We start from the raw sequence: 15432 nt of genomic DNA on the forward strand, positions 1-15432 counted from the left end.
CTTTCTAACGTTTTTTGATTCGCTCTGCATAACGTTTATGTAAAGCAATGATTTCTTCCTCTGAGGTGCCCTTTTTGAGCATCCGAGCAGGCACTTCGATCACATTATTTGCTTGCGCTCGGGGTACATCGGTCCCACACTGAGCGCAGAAGCTACGGTATTTCCAGGTAGTGATCTGGCCTTTTTGAAGCCACCGAAAGTCGCTGCAATTTACCAAATATTGCCTGTCGGATATTTCCCCACACCGCCTGCAAATACCGGTCGAGATGTCATACATAGACTCCCCAATCAGGAAAATAAACGCACCGCATTCGCACTGACCTAGTTCCATAAGGTCACTCCTTGGCTTGATAAATATCTGGTTTACAAACTTGCATCAGGATACTTGGGTCTTCCACAGCTGCAAAGCCAAACTGGGCATATAAGCCGTGTGCGTCCTTGGTTGCGAGCATCATTCGGCGCAGACCTTGTAATTCAGGGTGGTTAATCACCGCGTCCACCAGCTGCTTACTTAAACCCTGGCCTCTGTGCTGCTCAAGAATAAACACATCAGCAAGGTAAGCAAACGTAGCCTTGTCGGTGATCACCCGGGCGAACCCCACCAGCTCTGTCGCTTCGCAGTACACGCCAAAACACAGTGAGTTGTCGATTGCCCTGGCCATGATTTCACGGGGAATATCTTTTGCCCAGTAGGAGCCAGAGATATAGTTGTAAATTACGTCAAAATTAAGCCGTGTCGGATCGGTGCTGATGGTATAGGCAGGCATAATATTCCTTCGAAGTGGTGTATGGTCTTGTTTGTTATTATCAAGACCATTAAACCTGTTAACCCTTAACTCTGGCAAGCCCGCGAATGAAATTTGTTTCAGACAATGCTGTCTACGCCTGCTGAAACGGGTAAACCGACCCTAAATTCAGGATAGTCATGAGCGCATCCAGTGCATGCTGACTTTCAGTCATTAAACATGGGTCGGCCAGATCGGCCTCACTCAACCTGTCGCGATAGTGCTGGTTTATCCAGTCACGCAGGCGATGATACAAACCCTCGTCCAGTAAACATGCCGGGTTCACAGCACTGAGCTCTTGCTCGGACAAAGTAACTCGCAGACGCAGGCAGGCCGGTCCGCCACCATTTTGCATGCTTTGTTTAAGATCCATATAGATCACTTCGCTTACCGGGTTGCTGGCCTGGCACAATGCAGATAAATACTGCTCCACTTTGCCTACCATCTGACATTCTCCCGGCGCAATCACGGCCATACCACCAGACGGCAGGCTGACCAGCTGGCTGTTAAACACGTAACTCTTAACCGCGTCCTCGACGCTGATATCGGCATTTTTTACCTCAATCAGGTGAAGCGGCCGGTCGCCCTGATAGCCCGCTTTGATCTGCTCAATCACGCTTTGCTGCTGATAAAACGCCTGCTCGTGGAATAAAAAGACATTTTCATTACCAATGGCAATCACGTCATTATGAAACACGCCCTGATCTATTACTTCAGGGTTTTGCTGAATAAATAAAGTATGCTGCGGGTCCAGCTGGTGGCTACGCGCAACCGCTTCTGATGCCTGGCGCGTTTGGCGTGCAGGGAATAATTGCGGCTTAACCTGAGTATGAGCGTCTTCGCCATAAACAAACAACGCCAGACCCTGATGGCCGTAGCTGTCCGCCAGACGCGTGTAGTTTGCCGCGCCCTCGTCGCCATACAATGGGTGCTGTGGCAGTGCATCATGATGACTAAAAAAGTCAGGATCACTGAACATGGCCTTGAGGATCTGGCTGGTCTGAGGCGCTTCAATGGCCCGGTGCAGCTTGTTATTCAGGTTGGCTGGTGTGATATGCAATCTGCCGTCGGCTGAATCACAACTAGGCGACACAGTCGCGGCATTCGCGGTCCACATGGATGAGGCGGAATAACACGCCTTAAGCAGCTGAGGCTGGGCTTTTGCCGCTTTGCTGATCACCGCACTGTCTGAGCCCGTGAAACCGCAAGCCCTGAGCGTGATTAAGTCCGGTCGGGCATTAGGTGCAACCACGCCCTGATGCAGACCCAGCTGAACCAGGTGCCACATTTTCTCAAGCCCCTGAAGTGCAGCCTGTTTTGGGTTCGAGATTTTATTGGCATTTGACTTGGACGCCACATTACCATACGACAGCCCGGCGTAATTGTGCGTTGGGCCAACCAAGCCATCAAAATTTACTTCGTAGTAGTTCATATTGCCCCCTTTTGGTGCAAGCAGCCTGTTTCGGACTCATGCATTGCACCAGATTGGTTATTGTTTTTGTTGATGATCTGCCTTGCATTTTGTCTATACCCCTATAACTTCATATATTTCATGACATTAGGTTTTTAATGCTCGCAAGGCTTTAATTATTCCCCGGTCACAGAGTCAAAAGCTATGCCATGTCAGCCTGCCTAATGGCGTATCCATTGTTAGGTAGAAGCTGGCTCCCTCAAATGGGCTATGCACTAACTCCCAAAAACCTTAAAGCTGAGGATAAGATAAGCTATGTAGCCGCTAAGCAACGCGCCGCCTTCCAGTCGACTTAGACGACGCCCGGTGAACAGAAAAAACAATAGAATAAGCGCACTGGCAAGTAGCACCCACAAATCAAACTGCAATACGCGAGGGTGAGCAGGCAGTGGTTGTAGTAAAGCAGAAACACCGAGGATCCCAAGGATATTAAAGACATTACTGCCCAGCACATTGCCAATGGCAACATCGGCATGGCGACGCATTGCGGCAATCAAAGAGACGGACAGTTCGGGCAAAGAGGTGCCCACCGCCACTAAGGTTAAGCCGATCACCGCCTCTGAAATAGCAAAATGCTGAGCCAGGCCCACCGCTCCTTTCAGCAGTACCTGAGAACCCAGTAATAACAGCGCCAAACCGGCGACCAAAAACAAGATAATACGCCAGACAGCATCTGGCACGACTTCAATTTCCTTTGCCTCATCAGCATACATTTCAGAAGCAGGCGAACTGTGGTTTTTTTCACTCCAGTAGGCAATGCCCAGATAACCGACTAGTGCCCCCAACAGCATAATGCTGTCTGTAGCCGAAAGCCCCTGACCACCTATCAGTACCACCAGCAGTACAGAGCTCAGCACCATAATAACCCCGTCACGCCGCAGGATCAGCGGTTGTACCGACATGGGGCTTATCAGCGCACATAAGCCTAATATCAACAAGATATTGCCAATATTACTGCCAACCACATTCCCCATGGCTATATCGGGCTGAGCCTGAGCGGCAGCGTCCACAGACACCACCAATTCCGGCGCTGAAGTGCCAAACCCGACAATCACCAGCCCGCTGAGCAAAGGAGATACGCGCAACCGCCGCGCTGCGGCCACCGCACCGCGGATCAGCGCCTCACCACCCAGTGTCAGCATGGCAATACCCGCTAAAATGAGTCCCAAATCCAGCGTCATAAGTTATGAGTCCTTGTCAATTAAGCACTTATACTTTAGACGCTGTTTCCTTTCTTTAACAGAGGTAATAACAAATAGCGCTAAACATCAATCACGACTTTACCCATTGCCGCACCACTTTGCAGACGCGCATGCGCTTGCCCTGCCTGAGCCAACGCAAAACGCTGCTCATCCAGCACCGGTGTTAGATCACCGGCTTCAACGATGCGGGCCAATGCATTCAGAATGTGATGATGCGCTTCACGTTTGTGGTTATGCAGCATGGGGATCAGCATAAAGACCACATGCAGCGACAGCCCTTTAAAATGCGCCTGCGACAGATCCAGGTCCACCATAGCGACCGTTGAGGCAACATGACCATTGAGTGCCGCCGCCTCAAACGAGTTAGCCATATTAGCACCTCCCACCGAGTCAAAGATCAGATCAAACCCTTTACCATCAGTGTGCCTGGCGACATAGTCGGCAACCGACTCGGTTTTATAGTTGATTGGCTCGGCGCCCAGACGCTGAATTAAATCCAGCTGAGCTTCACCGCCGCCGGTAGAATAAACACGGGCGCCAAAATGCTTAGCTAACTGCAATGCCACATGACCGACCCCACCAGAGCCGCCATGCACTAGCACCTGTTGACCTGCGCTAATACCGCCACGCTGTAACCCTTCATAGGCAGTGATCCCAACCAGGGGTAACGCCGCCGCTTCACGCATACTCAGATTGCGCGGTTTACGTGCAATCAATCGTGCATCGGCCAGCATATATTCCGCCAGCGCACCTTGTAAGTCGGCCAGCCCACCAGCACAGCCATAAACTTCATCGCCTGGTGCAAAGCCGGTTACGCCTTGGCCGACCTCAACCACGGTACCGGCAAAGTCCATCCCCAAAATAGCGGGTAAAGCTGGTGACAGGGGCAGTGCCTCACCCATGGTACGGATCATGGTATCCACGGTGTTAACACTGCTGGCTGCAACTTGCACCAGCACATGACCGGTGCTCACGCTGGGTTTAGCAACCTCAGTTGCGCTAAATTCGGCGTCATCACCATATTGATTCAAAACCATTGCTTTCATAATTGTGCTCTCCTGTGTTGATGACGAAAACTATACTTGCCTTTCATTATTTTGATAATAGACTTGGTTTTATAATCACTTTATGTATTTTGTTGATAATGAACATTGAACATCTGAAGCTGTTTATCCGCATTGCCTCCACCCACAACATCAGTCAGGCAGGTCAGGATCTGGGGCTGTCAGCCGCGGTCGCGAGCAGTCATATTAATAAGCTTGAAACCGACTTGGGCGTAAGACTGCTGCACCGCACCACCCGCAAGGTCGCTTTGACCGAAGAAGGACAGGCGTTTTTGCCCCATGCCGAGGATGTATTAAACGGCATTGAAGCCGCCCGCGCCGCCATCGGCGCAGGCACCACCAAAGCCAGTGGCACACTGAGGCTGACCATGCCCGCCTCCTTTGGCCGCATGCACGTTCTGCCGGCTTTGCCCGGCTTTTTTGCGCTTTATCCGGACATTAAGCTCGACCTGAAACTCTCCGACACCATTGCGGATCTGGTTGAAGGCGGGTTTGATCTGGCCATCCGAAATAGTGCGCTGAAAGACTCAACTCTGGTCGCCAAGCGGTTAGCAACAGACACTCGTCTGCTCACTTCGGCTCCCGACTATCTGGCCCTTAAAGGAGCCCCGCAAAGTCCTGAGGATTTGCGGGATCATGCCTGCATTACGCTCTCTGGGCTGGAACACTGGTCTTTTCATACCCCGGATGGCGTCCAGACCATCAAAGTTCAGGGCCAGCTGCGTGCAGACAACGGCGATGCCATCAGAGAAGCCTGTCAGCTTGGCCTTGGGATCACCATTAATTCGCGCTGGAGTGCGTATCAGGCATTACGCTCTGGTGAGTTAGTTGAGGTGCTCGCGGCCTACCCCTTGAAGTCTGATACCGCAATCTGGCTGGTTTATCCCAGCTCCCGATTACTCGCGCCTAAAGTACGGGTTTTTATTGATTACCTGACCCGCTATTTCGGCGATATCCCTTACTGGGAAAAATAATGTGATGTTCGTGAACCTTTTTGGTCACTGCGCCGTCTTGTAGAAAAAGCCACAAGGAATAGCATGGAACCATCAAAGGCCGCATTACTGGTATTGTCTGCCCAACAGGGTAACCGGCGTGCGTTCGAAACCTTATGCGAAGCGTTTTATCAGCCAAGCTGGCGATTTGCAATGAAACTCAGTGGCCAGCGCGCCTGTGCAGATGATATCTGGACCAGTGTGGCAAAAAAGCTGGGGCAGCTGAAAGAGCCCAGTGCGTTTCGCGCCTGGGTGTTCAGGGCCATCTATCGACGCTTTATCAGTCAAAAGCAAGGCGAAAGTCGGTTCGAAGACAGTCAACCGGAACACGCCTACGAGACACCGGATCTGGATACCTCGCTGAGCATTCTGGCACTGATAAATCAGCTTGCTGACGACGAGCGCCACTGCGTGTATTTATTTTACTTAGAGCAGATGTCGCTCAGAGACATCGCCAACATACTGGATGTCCCCCAGGGCACCGTTAAATCGAGATTAAACCGCGCACGATCCCAATTGCGTGCCATGGTTAACGAGGAGCTAGCATCATGAATTTAGACAAAGAGATCAGTAAAGCATTACAACAAGAGCAAGCCGAGATGGCCCCGATCCTTGCTGAGGAAAAAGGCCTGTTCACTATGCTGGGCAATGTATATCAGGGCAATACCCGCTTTTGGGTGATTCTGGCCTCGATCAGCGCCCTGATGATCACCCTAGGTTTTGTATACAGCGGTTATCGTTTTTATATTGCCACATCGGTGATGGATCAGGTCTTTTGGGCGGTGTGGTTTATTGCCGGGTTAGTGGTGCAAATAGCCACCAAGCTGTGGATCTTTATGGAAATGAATCGCCAAAGTGTACTCCGGGAGATCAATGCTCTGGCAATGCGATTGATTAAATAAGCGCAGGGCCCGCTTTTAGCGAGATGCTGAAGGCGGGGCTTGTTCACAGATCACTTTTCCGAACACGCTGGCATCTACCTCAAGGCATTGCAAGTCATTCAGGACTGACTTCACAGCGTCGCTGCAGCGTTTCTCCCGCACCACCGGATGACCTTTAGGCTCAACGCGATAGGCGGTACCCGCACACAACTCTTTTGCTGCGCTCAGCCACAATGTAAGCAACTCAGTCGCCGGCGCGTCGGGATCAGATACGGATACCAAATACACCCCATTTACCCGCGATGTTACCTCTATTTTTGGCGCTGCCAGAACCGTGCTACAGGCTAATAAAAGCGTTGCTGCAATGGATGCATGCCATAACTTATGTGAAACGGTTGTCACCTTGCGCTTAATGCTCCTTTTTGTGATGCCTATTCGCCATCCAGACTCAGCGCTCTGGGCGGTTGTTCAGGCTTTGCATAACTCAAACGGCCCAGTCTTTGGGTTTTATGATAACTGTCGAGCCCGGATATAGCGACTGTGTTGAGAGACTCGATGTCGATATAACCATCGGCCTTGATGCTCTGTTGCGGCAGCTGGATGTCCATCACCTCACCAATGACCAAAATGGTGCCATTGATCTCCAGTTTTAGCACTTCACGCAACGCCAGCGCAAACTTAAGCTGACTTTGCGCCACATAAGGCGCGGCAATACCCGCTTCATGCTGAGTGTCCAGCCCGACCTGTGCAAATTCAGAGATACCAGGCGCATAACGCGCCGATGTCTGATGTGCTTTCTGCCAGATGTCGGAGCTAACATGATTCAGCGTATAAAAACCTGTGGCTTTAAGATTACTCAGGGTATCTCTTGGCACGGTATCGGGGCGAATGATCATGCCTGTCAGCGGCGGGTTAGCCCCGATATGAAACACCGAACTAACAATCGCCAGATTCGGGTTGCCCTGGGCATCCTGAGTACCGACCAGGTTAGCACTTTTAAACCCCGACAAGCTGTTGATCAGCCGTGCCCTTTCCCGCTCCTGCATACTGGCTATGTCTTCCCGGTTGAGCTGTTTGATCATCTGTATACCTTCCTCATTTATCACTTCAGTGTTAAAGCTGTTCAATATTATCGAGCACCTGCCTGGCGCGTTCGAGCACGGCTTGTTTGTCTTCGTCTGACTTTTTCAGCCAGTTACTGTATACCATTTTGGTGCGCGGGTTACTGACAAACTGTGCATGGTGTTGCTGCATAAAGTGCCAGTACAAGGCATTGAGCGGACAGGCAGAGTCAGTGACAGTTTCTGTCACCTTGTAGGCGCAATCGCCGCAATAGTCGCTCATTTTTTTAATGTAGTTGCCACTGGCTGCATAGGCCTTAGAGCCAACAATGCCACCATCGGCAAACTGGCTCATGCCCCGGGTGTTTGGCATTTCAACCCATTCGATGGCGTCGATATAAATGCCCAGATACCAGTCATCCACCTCATCCGGGGCAATGCCAGCCACCAGACAAAAGTTGCCTGTGACCATCAGGCGCTGGATATGATGCGCATAGGCATAGGTCAGCGATTGGGTGATGGCATGACTGAGACAGCGCATTTTGGTCTCACCGTTCCAGAACCAGGATGGCAGGCTGCGCTTGGCCTGCAAATGATTGAGCTGTGCATACTGGGGCATATTGGCCCAATAAATCCCCCGCACAAATTCACGCCAGCCAATGATCTGACGGACAAAGCCTTCAATTTGAGCCAGGCTGATGGTCCCATGAGACTGCTCGAATGCCGCAATGGCCGCATCGACCACCATTTTCGGGCTAAGTATTTTGGCATTAATCGCAAAAGACAGGCGGGAGTGATACAAGCTCCAGCCCCGGTCTTCACCCAGATCTATGAGCTTGCCCGTCATGGCATCCTGAAATCGTCCGAAAGACGGCAAACAATGTTGGCAAAAAAACGTCAGCAAGTCTGTTGCCTGAACCCGATTAACGGGCCACAATAACTGCTTATCTGCCTGACCTATGGTTTTGATCTGGTGGTGTTCCAGTCGCGCTAAAATGCCAGTAACATCGTTAGCGAACACCAGTGGCTCGGGGATATCGGCAAGATCCGCCGCTTTAAGTTTGTTGCGGTTATCGCTGTCGAAGTTCCACTGCCCACCCTGCGGCTCACCATCAACCATCAACACATTAAATTCACTGCGCATCTTGCGATAAAAGTGCTCCAGGCGATGACGCTTGTCGCGCTTGAAATAACGACTTAACTGTTCATCGGCGAGATAAAAATGCTCAGTGTCATACACACTCGACGTGACTGAAAGCGACTCACAAAACGCTGCCAGTTGCGTGCGCAGCCGATATTCGTCAGGGAGTTGATAGGCAAAATGACTGATGTTGTGCTCGCTAAACAGATGCGTCAGTAGTTCAGGGAGAGAGGCAAAATCCTGAGTATCATCCAGCGTCAGGTGAAGTACCCGGTGCCCAGCCGACTCAAGCGCCTGCGCAAAGGCTTGCATTGCAGCGAAAAACGCGCACACCTTTTGAACATGATGGCGTGTGTAACTGGCTTCCTGATGCAGCTCGGCCACCACATACAATACATCGTCGGATTTTTCTTTGTACCAGGAGTGACCAGCATTAAGCTGATCGCCCAGGATTAATCTCAGTTGCTTACTCATGAGGTTCTCTTTGTGTTGACTTGTTGCCTGCACAGCGTTTGGAGCAATACTTAACATTGGGCCAGTCCCGTTGCCATTTCTTACGCCATGAAAAAGGTCGCAGGCAGACTGGGCAAGTTTTTTGCGGTAACTGTGATTTTTTCATTCTCTCATCCAGCTTTTAACTTGGCCGTACGTGTCGTTTTAAGATCCGCTGCGCCTCTTTTTTTACCTGAGGTTTCTTACGCCACTGCCACAGCAATTCCTGGGCTGCTTTATAGCTTAGCTTTAAATCAACAATGGGTTCGGGGTAGTCTTTGCCAGGCTCAATGCCGTACATCAGCTGCTCCATAGGAGAAAGCGCCCAGGGCTGATGGACCAGCGGCGATGGAATATCTCTGAGCGCAGGCAGCCAGGTTTTCACAAATTCGCCATCCGGGTCTTTTTCTTCCCCCTGCTTAACAGGATTATAAATACGAATGGTGTTAATGCCCGTCACGCCTGCCTGCATTTGAAACTGGCTGTAATGAATACCAGGCTCGAAATCCAGAAACAGGCGAGCCAGGTGCGCGACCCCAGCGCGCCAGTCAAGCTCAAGATGATGACATAAAAAGCTCACCAGCATCGCGCGCATACGAAAGTTAATATAGCCTGTTTCAATCAGGCACTTCATGCTGGCATCTACCATAGGGATCCCGGTGTTGCCCGTTTCCCAGGCGTGTAACCTGCGCTGCGCCTCATCGCCGGTGCAGCGCGGCAACTGCTCATAGCCACGGTTAATGTGCCTGAACTGCATCTCGCATTCGCTTTCAAACTTTTGAATAAAGTGACAGTGCCAGTGCAGCCTGGAAGAAAAGGCCACCAGAGTGCGGCGCCAGCCAACCATTTGCCAATGGGCCAGCACACTCTGGTACACCTGACGCAAACTGATGTTACCCCACGCCAGATAGGCGGACATACGCGAGCAGGCCTGCTGACTCAATAAAGGGCTTGAGAGACTGTATGAATAGCTTTTACCCCGCCCCTGATAAAACTCGTCCAGTACCCGCTGCGCCTGCGACTCTCCGCCCGGCTGAAAAGTGCCAGGAGGGGCACTAAACCTCTGCTGGATTTCGTCAAGCCTTCCTTCGCTCGCTTGCAACTTAAACCAATTTATTTGAGACAAGTCAGGCGTCGCGCATATGGAACGCATGATTTTCTGCCATTGCTTGTCCCAACTCTGTCGTTGCCTCAGCCCGCGTTGCACTGCACCACTGCGGGACTCTGACCAATGTATCCTCTGTGTAGTACACCATGCTGACACCGCCTTATCTCGCTCGAACGTGTTCGCCAGTCCAATCTCCTGATGAGAATACAACCCCGATATCTGCCACGTGTTGTGGATGTACTCCAGCGTATCCAGCGCAGGTTTGTCTGAAACCCATAACGCGCCGTCCGGAATACGTTGCCTGATATCCTGTAAAGACTGTAAAACAAACTGCCAATGGCGGGGAGAATAATGCGGGTCTTCCAGCAGCATAGGCTCAAAGCAGTATAACAACAACACAGGGTGACCACTGGCCACTGCCCGGCACAAAGGCTCGTGATCAGACAATCTTAAATCGCGCTTAAGCCAGACCAGCGCCACACTCATACATCAGCCTCAGCAGCCATCGGCCAGTCAGCCGCATCCACACTATCCACAGCTGTTATGCCCTGTTTACCCCGCCACTTAGCCACGAACACGCCTTGTGGGTCGTATAACTGTGCCTGCTTTTCAATATTAAAGTGACGACCACCGCGGAGATCAACGCCTACACCCGCGATATACTGCCAGTTACCCCAGTTTGAGGCGACGTCAAAATCGAGCAGTTGTTGCTGGAAATAAGCTGCGCCATAGCGCCAGTCCAGCCCCAATTCGTGAACAAAATAACTGGCAACAATCTGTCTGCCGCGGTTTGACATATAGCCGGTTTTGTTGAGCTGGTTCATCAGTGCGTTAACCAAAGGCGCGGGCGTGCTGCCCTCGCACCAGCGCAAAAAGCGCTCGGGCATAAAGGTGGTTAAAGGTTTCGATGGGGCCAGCCCCTGAAAACGATAAAGCTTTGCTCCGAGTTTCAGGCTCAGCCACTGAAAATATTCACGCCACAGCAGCTCAAACTTGATCCAGTAGGTCGACTCATTGGCCTCTACTTGGCGCTCAAAGGTGTCTGTCGCCCACCAAATCTGACGGGGTGACAAATTACCCAGCGCCAGATAAGGGCTCATTTTGGTTGAATTCAGCCAGCCATCCAGTTCATTGCGGGTCTCTTTATATCTGCGTGCCATGCCGCTCTCAAAATAGTCTTTAAGATGGGCCTGAGCGGCTTCTTCACCGGCTGGGAAGTCCAGCGGTACGCGGGTTTCTGACAAATTTGACTGGAGTTGTGCCTGCCACTGTTCAAGCGCTACGCAAGCGCTATCGTCAGCTATCGGTGAAGCCGGCATTATGTTTGACTCAAAACGGCACGCCGTGACCACCGACAACGGGGCCTTTTCAACGCGCTTGCGGAACGGAGTAAAACTGCCTAAATCACTGTTGAGTGTCTGAATTTGTGCCTGGTCGAATAAGGTGTGCTGCCAAAAGCTATGCACAGGAACAGCGCCCAGTGCCCGGCGCGTCTGCTGCAATATCGCTCGTTCATAAAACCCGACGGGCTCTGCACAGATCACTTGATTTATCTGATGCTTCGCAACCAATTCCGGCACCAGGTGATTGGGCTCCCCCTCAAGTACCAATAGCTTGTGGCCGCGGGCTATGAGTTGGCTGTCCAGCGTCATCAGCGAATCCGCAATGAATGCCGCCTGTCTGTCGCCAAGTAATTTACAGTGATGATTGGTCTGAGTGCGATACTTTGGGTTGATCACATACACAAACATCAGCGCATCACTATTTTGAGCGGCAAAATCCAGTGCCAGATTGTCATCCAGTCTCAGATCTTGAGTAAACCAGTAAAGTGTTTTTTTCACACGCAGCCCTGTTGAATTCGGATATATGCGACCTTTTACGAACCAGAAAAGGAAAAAGTTCAGCAATAAAGTTTCAATTTTTATTGAAAGTTCAATAACAACCGCGCTAAGCTAGCTGCGGTGAATCAAATAATAAACAACAGGAACTTGCACTATGAATAAACTCGCCACCGTCGTGCTGCTGGGCGCTGCATTTGCAGGCCAGGCTGGCCAATCGCAGGATGCCCATAATTACCAATATACTGAGATCGGAGGAAAGAAGCTGGCCTATGCCTGTCAGGGGCAAGGTAAAGTCACCGCATTGCTGGTCTCGGGCATGGGGCTTGATGCTCATACCACTTATAAAAATACCTTACACAATGCCAACCCTGAGGGTTATCGGTTATGCTTTTACGACCGCGCCGGTTATGGCAAAAGCCAATATGAGAACCCCAAAGTCAGAACCATGGTTGAGCTGCGCGACGAGCTTGCCGGCCTGGTTGAACACCTGAAAGTCGAGTCTCTGGTGCTGGTACCACATTCTTTTGGCGGTTTTGTCGCCCGTGCTTACGCCAGCAAATACCCTGACAAAGTTAAAGGCATGGTGCTGATAGACACAGCTCATGAATCCTGGTTCGACGCCATGAAGTCAAACATGTCTAAGCCCGGTTGGGACACGATGGAAATGATCATCAACTGGGAGCGTGAGCATAACTCGTTTGAGGACTTTGCCGAGGCCTCCAGCCATTCTGCGCTTTATAAAATTAAAGAAGATCTGCCTGTTACCGTGTTATCGCGCGGCATCCCTCATGTAACCATCAGACAAACTAAAATGAGTTACGCTGATATTGATGTCTACACACAGACCTGGAACGACTCACAAAAGAAACTGGCCAAGCTCAATAACAATACGCAGGCGGTCACCATGAAATACGCCTCACACCTGTTTGATGAGACGGATCCCTGGATTGCACTTGAACATATAGAAGCCATGGTGAATAAAGCCAAGCTCTGAGGGTAAGGCCAACCCGCTCAGGTCCCTGCCCCGGATGTCCTGAGCGAATTGCAAAATGCAGGTCGCGGTTGACAGAGCTCAATGCATAGTATGTTTTTTGACTGCCCGATAACCAAACCAGTAACATAGCCCGACAACCAGCCAGGCAATACCGGCCATCAGTACGGGCGCGCTGATTTTTTCCGGATAACGCAAAAACAATTGAATGGGTAGCAAGCCCCTGACAATACAGACAGCAGAGATGCTATAAATGCCCGCCCGCAAAAAGGGCAATCGTCGAATAAACCGAGCGGCAGATAACGCATAGCACCCCAATATGATAAAAATCGCAGATACAACCAGGGTTAATAACGGCGCCAATAGCGTACCTGCACGAGCAGACTCTACCACAAATGGCGGAGCCATCTGGACCGCATAGCACTGCGGACCAAAATAAATACACGACAAGTGCGCAGCGGCAACTAAAAAAGCAGCACAGGTTGCAAGTAGCAATAATGCTATGCCATATCCTCGGCTCATACGGGTAAGCTCCTTATTTAACCTAGACTTAGAATCAAACTCACAACGAAATATTAACACATTTCTTTGCAGAAAAACGGTATAGTTGAATCAGTATTACTCTGTATCAGGTTAACAATGAAAGCGATTTTCTTACCTTTAGTACTGGCCGCCGGCGTTTTAAATTCTGGCTGTCAGAGCACCTCAACCACAGCCTCCTCAGACTCACAGCCAACAAGTCATCATACTCTGAGAGTGGCTACGTTTAATGTCAGCATGGAAGCCACTAACTATGATATGGCTCAGCATACTGCGCAATCGGGTAATGCATTAACCTTTGCCCTGCAAAGCGGGGAATTCAGCCAGATCAACAATATTGCCCAGATCATTCAACGCACCCGCCCGGATATTATCCTGCTAAACGAGTTTGATTATATAGAAGACCCGGAGCAAGGCATTAACCTGTTCAAGCGAGATTACCTTGAAGTATCTCAAAATGGCTTTGACCCCATCGAGTACCCTTATGTGTATCTGGCACCGGTTAATACCGGTGTAAAAACCCCATTTTCAGGCGATGATACCCGCCTGACGCATTATGGGTTTGGCAAGTATTCGGGTCAGTATGGCATGGTCTTGTTGTCCAGATATCCCATCAAACAAGACCAGGTAAGAACGTTTCAGCACTTTTTATGGAAAGACATGCCTGGTAACCTGATGCCGACCCAGCCAGATGGCAGCAGCTGGTATTCTGCAAAAGAGGTATCCGCCATGCGCTTGTCGTCAAAATCCCATTGGGACATCCCGGTCCAGATCTGTAACAAGCAAGTCAATGTACTGGCCAGCCACCCGACACCGCCGGTGTTTGACGGTCCGGAAGACAGAAACGGAAAACGTAATCACGATGAGCTGAGGTTGTGGAAAGACTATATCAGCGCCACGGGTAACGAATACCTGTATGACGACAAGGGACAAACAGGGGGATTTACTGATACGTCATTTGTCATCCTGGGCGACCTGAATGCCAGCTCGGTTGATGGTGATGCGTATCCGGGTGCCATTGATCAGCTACTTAAACACCCTCGCGTCAATGATTACCCGGCACCGACGTCGCAAGGCGGGCAACTGAATAAACCCGAAAACAAGCATGGCGCTACACACACCGCGCACTGGGGTATGCGAGCAGACTATGTCCTGCCCTCTGCAGACCTTGCCGTTACCGTCAGCGGCGTGTTTTGGCCTGCAAGCCATGAAGCGGGCGCAGAGTTGGTGGCCGACAGAGCCGCTTCATCCGATCATCGTCTGGTCTGGGTCGATATTACCCTACCGGCTTTGCAATGCGATAAGTGAGTACAACAGGTAAAAGGCAAAACGCTTTTGCCTGTATAGCCGGTTTTGAGAAACCACATCAGCAAAACCGGCTCCCCTATTTGCTAAAGTCAGAAGCCTTTTTTGTCAGCTGTTTAACCCTGGCCTTGACCGAAGGCGCTTCGTCTTGCAGCGCACACGCTAATAGTTGCTGAACTTCCGGGCGATATTCACAGTGCTGACGGGCGAGTTCGTAAAAACCTTGATAGCTCCAGGCCCTGACAAACTTATTGTCGGCTGATATGCAAGCGCGTATAAAAGACTCAACCACTTGCTTGTCGTTATTGCTTATCGGTAAATAAGGCAGGCACTGGAGCAGATGTAATTTTGCCTGCCAATCTTTAATGGTGGATAAACGACGAAACAACAGTGAGACGTCCTTTTCCTTAATGGCGCCGGATGCATGCAGATGGTGTTTAAGCAGCCAGGTTGCGCCCGCCTGCAGCGCTACCTGTTCGAGTAATATAATGAGTGTGCTGCTCAGTGCTTTATCATCTTTGAAGACGCCAAAAGTCTCCTCTAGATACGCCACTGATT

Annotated in this window: 18 protein-coding genes; 5 read left to right on the forward strand and 13 right to left on the reverse strand. The window is 50.7% G+C overall.

The features are described from left to right. Positions 1-4: 4 nt before the first annotated feature. The 5 genes from MHN33_RS08360 to MHN33_RS08380 form a co-directional block, all read right to left on the reverse strand. Positions 5-331, reverse strand: coding sequence for a hypothetical protein (locus MHN33_RS08360; RefSeq protein WP_239397532.1), 327 nt, complete (start codon positions 329-331; stop codon positions 5-7). Between the two features lie 4 nt (positions 332-335). Further along, entirely contained in the window at positions 336-767 is a 432-nt protein-coding gene (locus tag MHN33_RS08365; RefSeq protein ID WP_239397533.1) for a GNAT family N-acetyltransferase, read from the reverse strand. A gap of 112 nt (positions 768-879) precedes the next feature. Continuing rightward, positions 880-2217, reverse strand: a complete 1338-nt coding sequence (gene astB, locus MHN33_RS08370; protein ID WP_239397534.1) for an N-succinylarginine dihydrolase — start codon at positions 2215-2217, stop codon at positions 880-882. A 254-nt stretch (positions 2218-2471) separates the two neighbouring features. Continuing rightward, a complete protein-coding gene (locus MHN33_RS08375; RefSeq protein ID WP_239397535.1) occupies positions 2472-3437 on the reverse strand; it encodes a calcium/sodium antiporter in 966 nt (321 codons plus the stop codon). Between the two features lie 80 nt (positions 3438-3517). Continuing rightward, a complete protein-coding gene (locus MHN33_RS08380) occupies positions 3518-4504 on the reverse strand; it encodes a zinc-dependent alcohol dehydrogenase family protein (RefSeq protein ID WP_239397536.1) in 987 nt (328 codons plus the stop codon). A gap of 98 nt (positions 4505-4602) precedes the next feature. Here MHN33_RS08380 and MHN33_RS08385 point away from each other — a divergent pair, with 98 nt between their 5' ends. The 3 genes from MHN33_RS08385 to MHN33_RS08395 all read left to right on the forward strand — a co-directional run bounded on the left by MHN33_RS08385 (position 4603) and on the right by MHN33_RS08395 (position 6416). After that, entirely contained in the window at positions 4603-5496 is an 894-nt protein-coding gene (locus tag MHN33_RS08385; protein ID WP_239397537.1) for a LysR family transcriptional regulator, read from the forward strand. Between the two features lie 63 nt (positions 5497-5559). After that, the gene (locus MHN33_RS08390; protein ID WP_239397538.1) at positions 5560-6066 is read left to right on the forward strand and encodes an RNA polymerase sigma factor; all 507 of its coding nucleotides are present in this window, start codon (positions 5560-5562) and stop codon (positions 6064-6066) included. Next, a complete protein-coding gene (locus tag MHN33_RS08395) occupies positions 6063-6416 on the forward strand; it encodes a DUF6768 family protein (RefSeq protein ID WP_239397539.1) in 354 nt (117 codons plus the stop codon). The genes MHN33_RS08390 and MHN33_RS08395 overlap by 4 nt, the downstream gene beginning before the upstream one ends. Before the next feature lie 15 nt (positions 6417-6431). On the opposite strand, the gene MHN33_RS08400 is transcribed toward MHN33_RS08395, so the two are convergent. From MHN33_RS08400 to MHN33_RS08425, 6 genes are read right to left on the reverse strand one after another with little or no spacing between them, the layout of a single operon-like run. Next, positions 6432-6797: a hypothetical protein gene (locus MHN33_RS08400; protein WP_239397540.1), complete on the reverse strand. Its 366-nt coding sequence runs from the start codon at positions 6795-6797 to the stop codon at positions 6432-6434. A 29-nt stretch (positions 6798-6826) separates the two neighbouring features. Next, positions 6827-7477 (reverse strand): flavin reductase, encoded by a 651-nt coding sequence (locus MHN33_RS08405; RefSeq protein ID WP_239397541.1) that lies wholly within the window; start codon positions 7475-7477, stop codon positions 6827-6829. A 31-nt stretch (positions 7478-7508) separates the two neighbouring features. After that, on the reverse strand, positions 7509-9071 hold the full coding sequence (locus MHN33_RS08410; protein WP_239397542.1) for a cryptochrome/photolyase family protein: 1563 nt from the start codon (positions 9069-9071) through the stop codon (positions 7509-7511). Next, complete coding sequence (locus tag MHN33_RS08415) at positions 9064-9216, reverse strand: DUF2256 domain-containing protein (RefSeq protein ID WP_125717458.1); 153 nt, start codon at positions 9214-9216, stop codon at positions 9064-9066. The genes MHN33_RS08410 and MHN33_RS08415 overlap by 8 nt, the downstream gene beginning before the upstream one ends. 15 nt (positions 9217-9231) lie before the next feature. After that, on the reverse strand, positions 9232-10683 hold the full coding sequence (locus tag MHN33_RS08420; protein ID WP_239397543.1) for a deoxyribodipyrimidine photo-lyase: 1452 nt from the start codon (positions 10681-10683) through the stop codon (positions 9232-9234). Continuing rightward, entirely contained in the window at positions 10680-12038 is a 1359-nt protein-coding gene (locus MHN33_RS08425; protein ID WP_239397544.1) for a DASH family cryptochrome, read from the reverse strand. Before MHN33_RS08425 ends, MHN33_RS08420 begins: the two co-directional genes overlap by 4 nt. A 154-nt stretch (positions 12039-12192) precedes the next feature. Between MHN33_RS08425 and MHN33_RS08430 the strand changes: the two genes are divergently transcribed. Then, positions 12193-13032, forward strand: coding sequence for an alpha/beta hydrolase (locus MHN33_RS08430; protein ID WP_239397545.1), 840 nt, complete (start codon positions 12193-12195; stop codon positions 13030-13032). A 78-nt stretch (positions 13033-13110) separates the two neighbouring features. Here the strand turns inward: MHN33_RS08430 and MHN33_RS08435 are convergent, their stop codons facing one another. Next, positions 13111-13551, reverse strand: coding sequence for a hypothetical protein (locus MHN33_RS08435; RefSeq protein ID WP_239397546.1), 441 nt, complete (start codon positions 13549-13551; stop codon positions 13111-13113). Positions 13552-13668: 117 nt separating this feature from the next. Between MHN33_RS08435 and MHN33_RS08440 the strand changes: the two genes are divergently transcribed. Continuing rightward, on the forward strand, positions 13669-14877 hold the full coding sequence (locus tag MHN33_RS08440; RefSeq protein WP_239397547.1) for an endonuclease/exonuclease/phosphatase family protein: 1209 nt from the start codon (positions 13669-13671) through the stop codon (positions 14875-14877). Between the two features lie 76 nt (positions 14878-14953). Here MHN33_RS08440 and MHN33_RS08445 read toward each other — a convergent pair whose 3' ends face one another. Next, positions 14954-15427 (reverse strand): hypothetical protein, encoded by a 474-nt coding sequence (locus MHN33_RS08445; RefSeq protein ID WP_239397548.1) that lies wholly within the window; start codon positions 15425-15427, stop codon positions 14954-14956. Positions 15428-15432 lie beyond the last annotated feature (5 nt).

Source organism: Pseudoalteromonas sp. OOF1S-7 (assembly GCF_022347765.1).
Classification (GTDB): Bacteria; Pseudomonadota; Gammaproteobacteria; order Enterobacterales; family Alteromonadaceae; genus Pseudoalteromonas.

Bases quoted from the DNA above. Each gene is read 5' to 3' on its own strand.
- MHN33_RS08360 (WP_239397532.1), bottom strand. From the start codon at position 331: ATGGAACTAGGTCAGTGCGAATGCGGTGCGTTTATTTTCCTGATTGGG.
- MHN33_RS08365 (WP_239397533.1), bottom strand. From the start codon at position 767: ATGCCTGCCTATACCATCAGCACCGATCCGACACGGCTTAATTTTGAC.
- astB (WP_239397534.1), bottom strand. From the start codon at position 2,217: ATGAACTACTACGAAGTAAATTTTGATGGCTTGGTTGGCCCAACGCAC.
- MHN33_RS08375 (WP_239397535.1), bottom strand. From the start codon at position 3,437: ATGACGCTGGATTTGGGACTCATTTTAGCGGGTATTGCCATGCTGACA.
- MHN33_RS08380 (WP_239397536.1), bottom strand. From the start codon at position 4,504: ATGAAAGCAATGGTTTTGAATCAATATGGTGATGACGCCGAATTTAGC.
- MHN33_RS08385 (WP_239397537.1), top strand. From the start codon at position 4,603: ATGAACATTGAACATCTGAAGCTGTTTATCCGCATTGCCTCCACCCAC.
- MHN33_RS08390 (WP_239397538.1), top strand. From the start codon at position 5,560: ATGGAACCATCAAAGGCCGCATTACTGGTATTGTCTGCCCAACAGGGT.
- MHN33_RS08395 (WP_239397539.1), top strand. From the start codon at position 6,063: ATGAATTTAGACAAAGAGATCAGTAAAGCATTACAACAAGAGCAAGCC.
- MHN33_RS08405 (WP_239397541.1), bottom strand. From the start codon at position 7,477: ATGATCAAACAGCTCAACCGGGAAGACATAGCCAGTATGCAGGAGCGG.
- MHN33_RS08410 (WP_239397542.1), bottom strand. From the start codon at position 9,071: ATGAGTAAGCAACTGAGATTAATCCTGGGCGATCAGCTTAATGCTGGT.
- MHN33_RS08415 (WP_125717458.1), bottom strand. From the start codon at position 9,216: ATGAAAAAATCACAGTTACCGCAAAAAACTTGCCCAGTCTGCCTGCGA.
- MHN33_RS08420 (WP_239397543.1), bottom strand. From the start codon at position 10,683: ATGAGTGTGGCGCTGGTCTGGCTTAAGCGCGATTTAAGATTGTCTGAT.
- MHN33_RS08430 (WP_239397545.1), top strand. From the start codon at position 12,193: ATGAATAAACTCGCCACCGTCGTGCTGCTGGGCGCTGCATTTGCAGGC.
- MHN33_RS08435 (WP_239397546.1), bottom strand. From the start codon at position 13,551: ATGAGCCGAGGATATGGCATAGCATTATTGCTACTTGCAACCTGTGCT.
- MHN33_RS08440 (WP_239397547.1), top strand. From the start codon at position 13,669: ATGAAAGCGATTTTCTTACCTTTAGTACTGGCCGCCGGCGTTTTAAAT.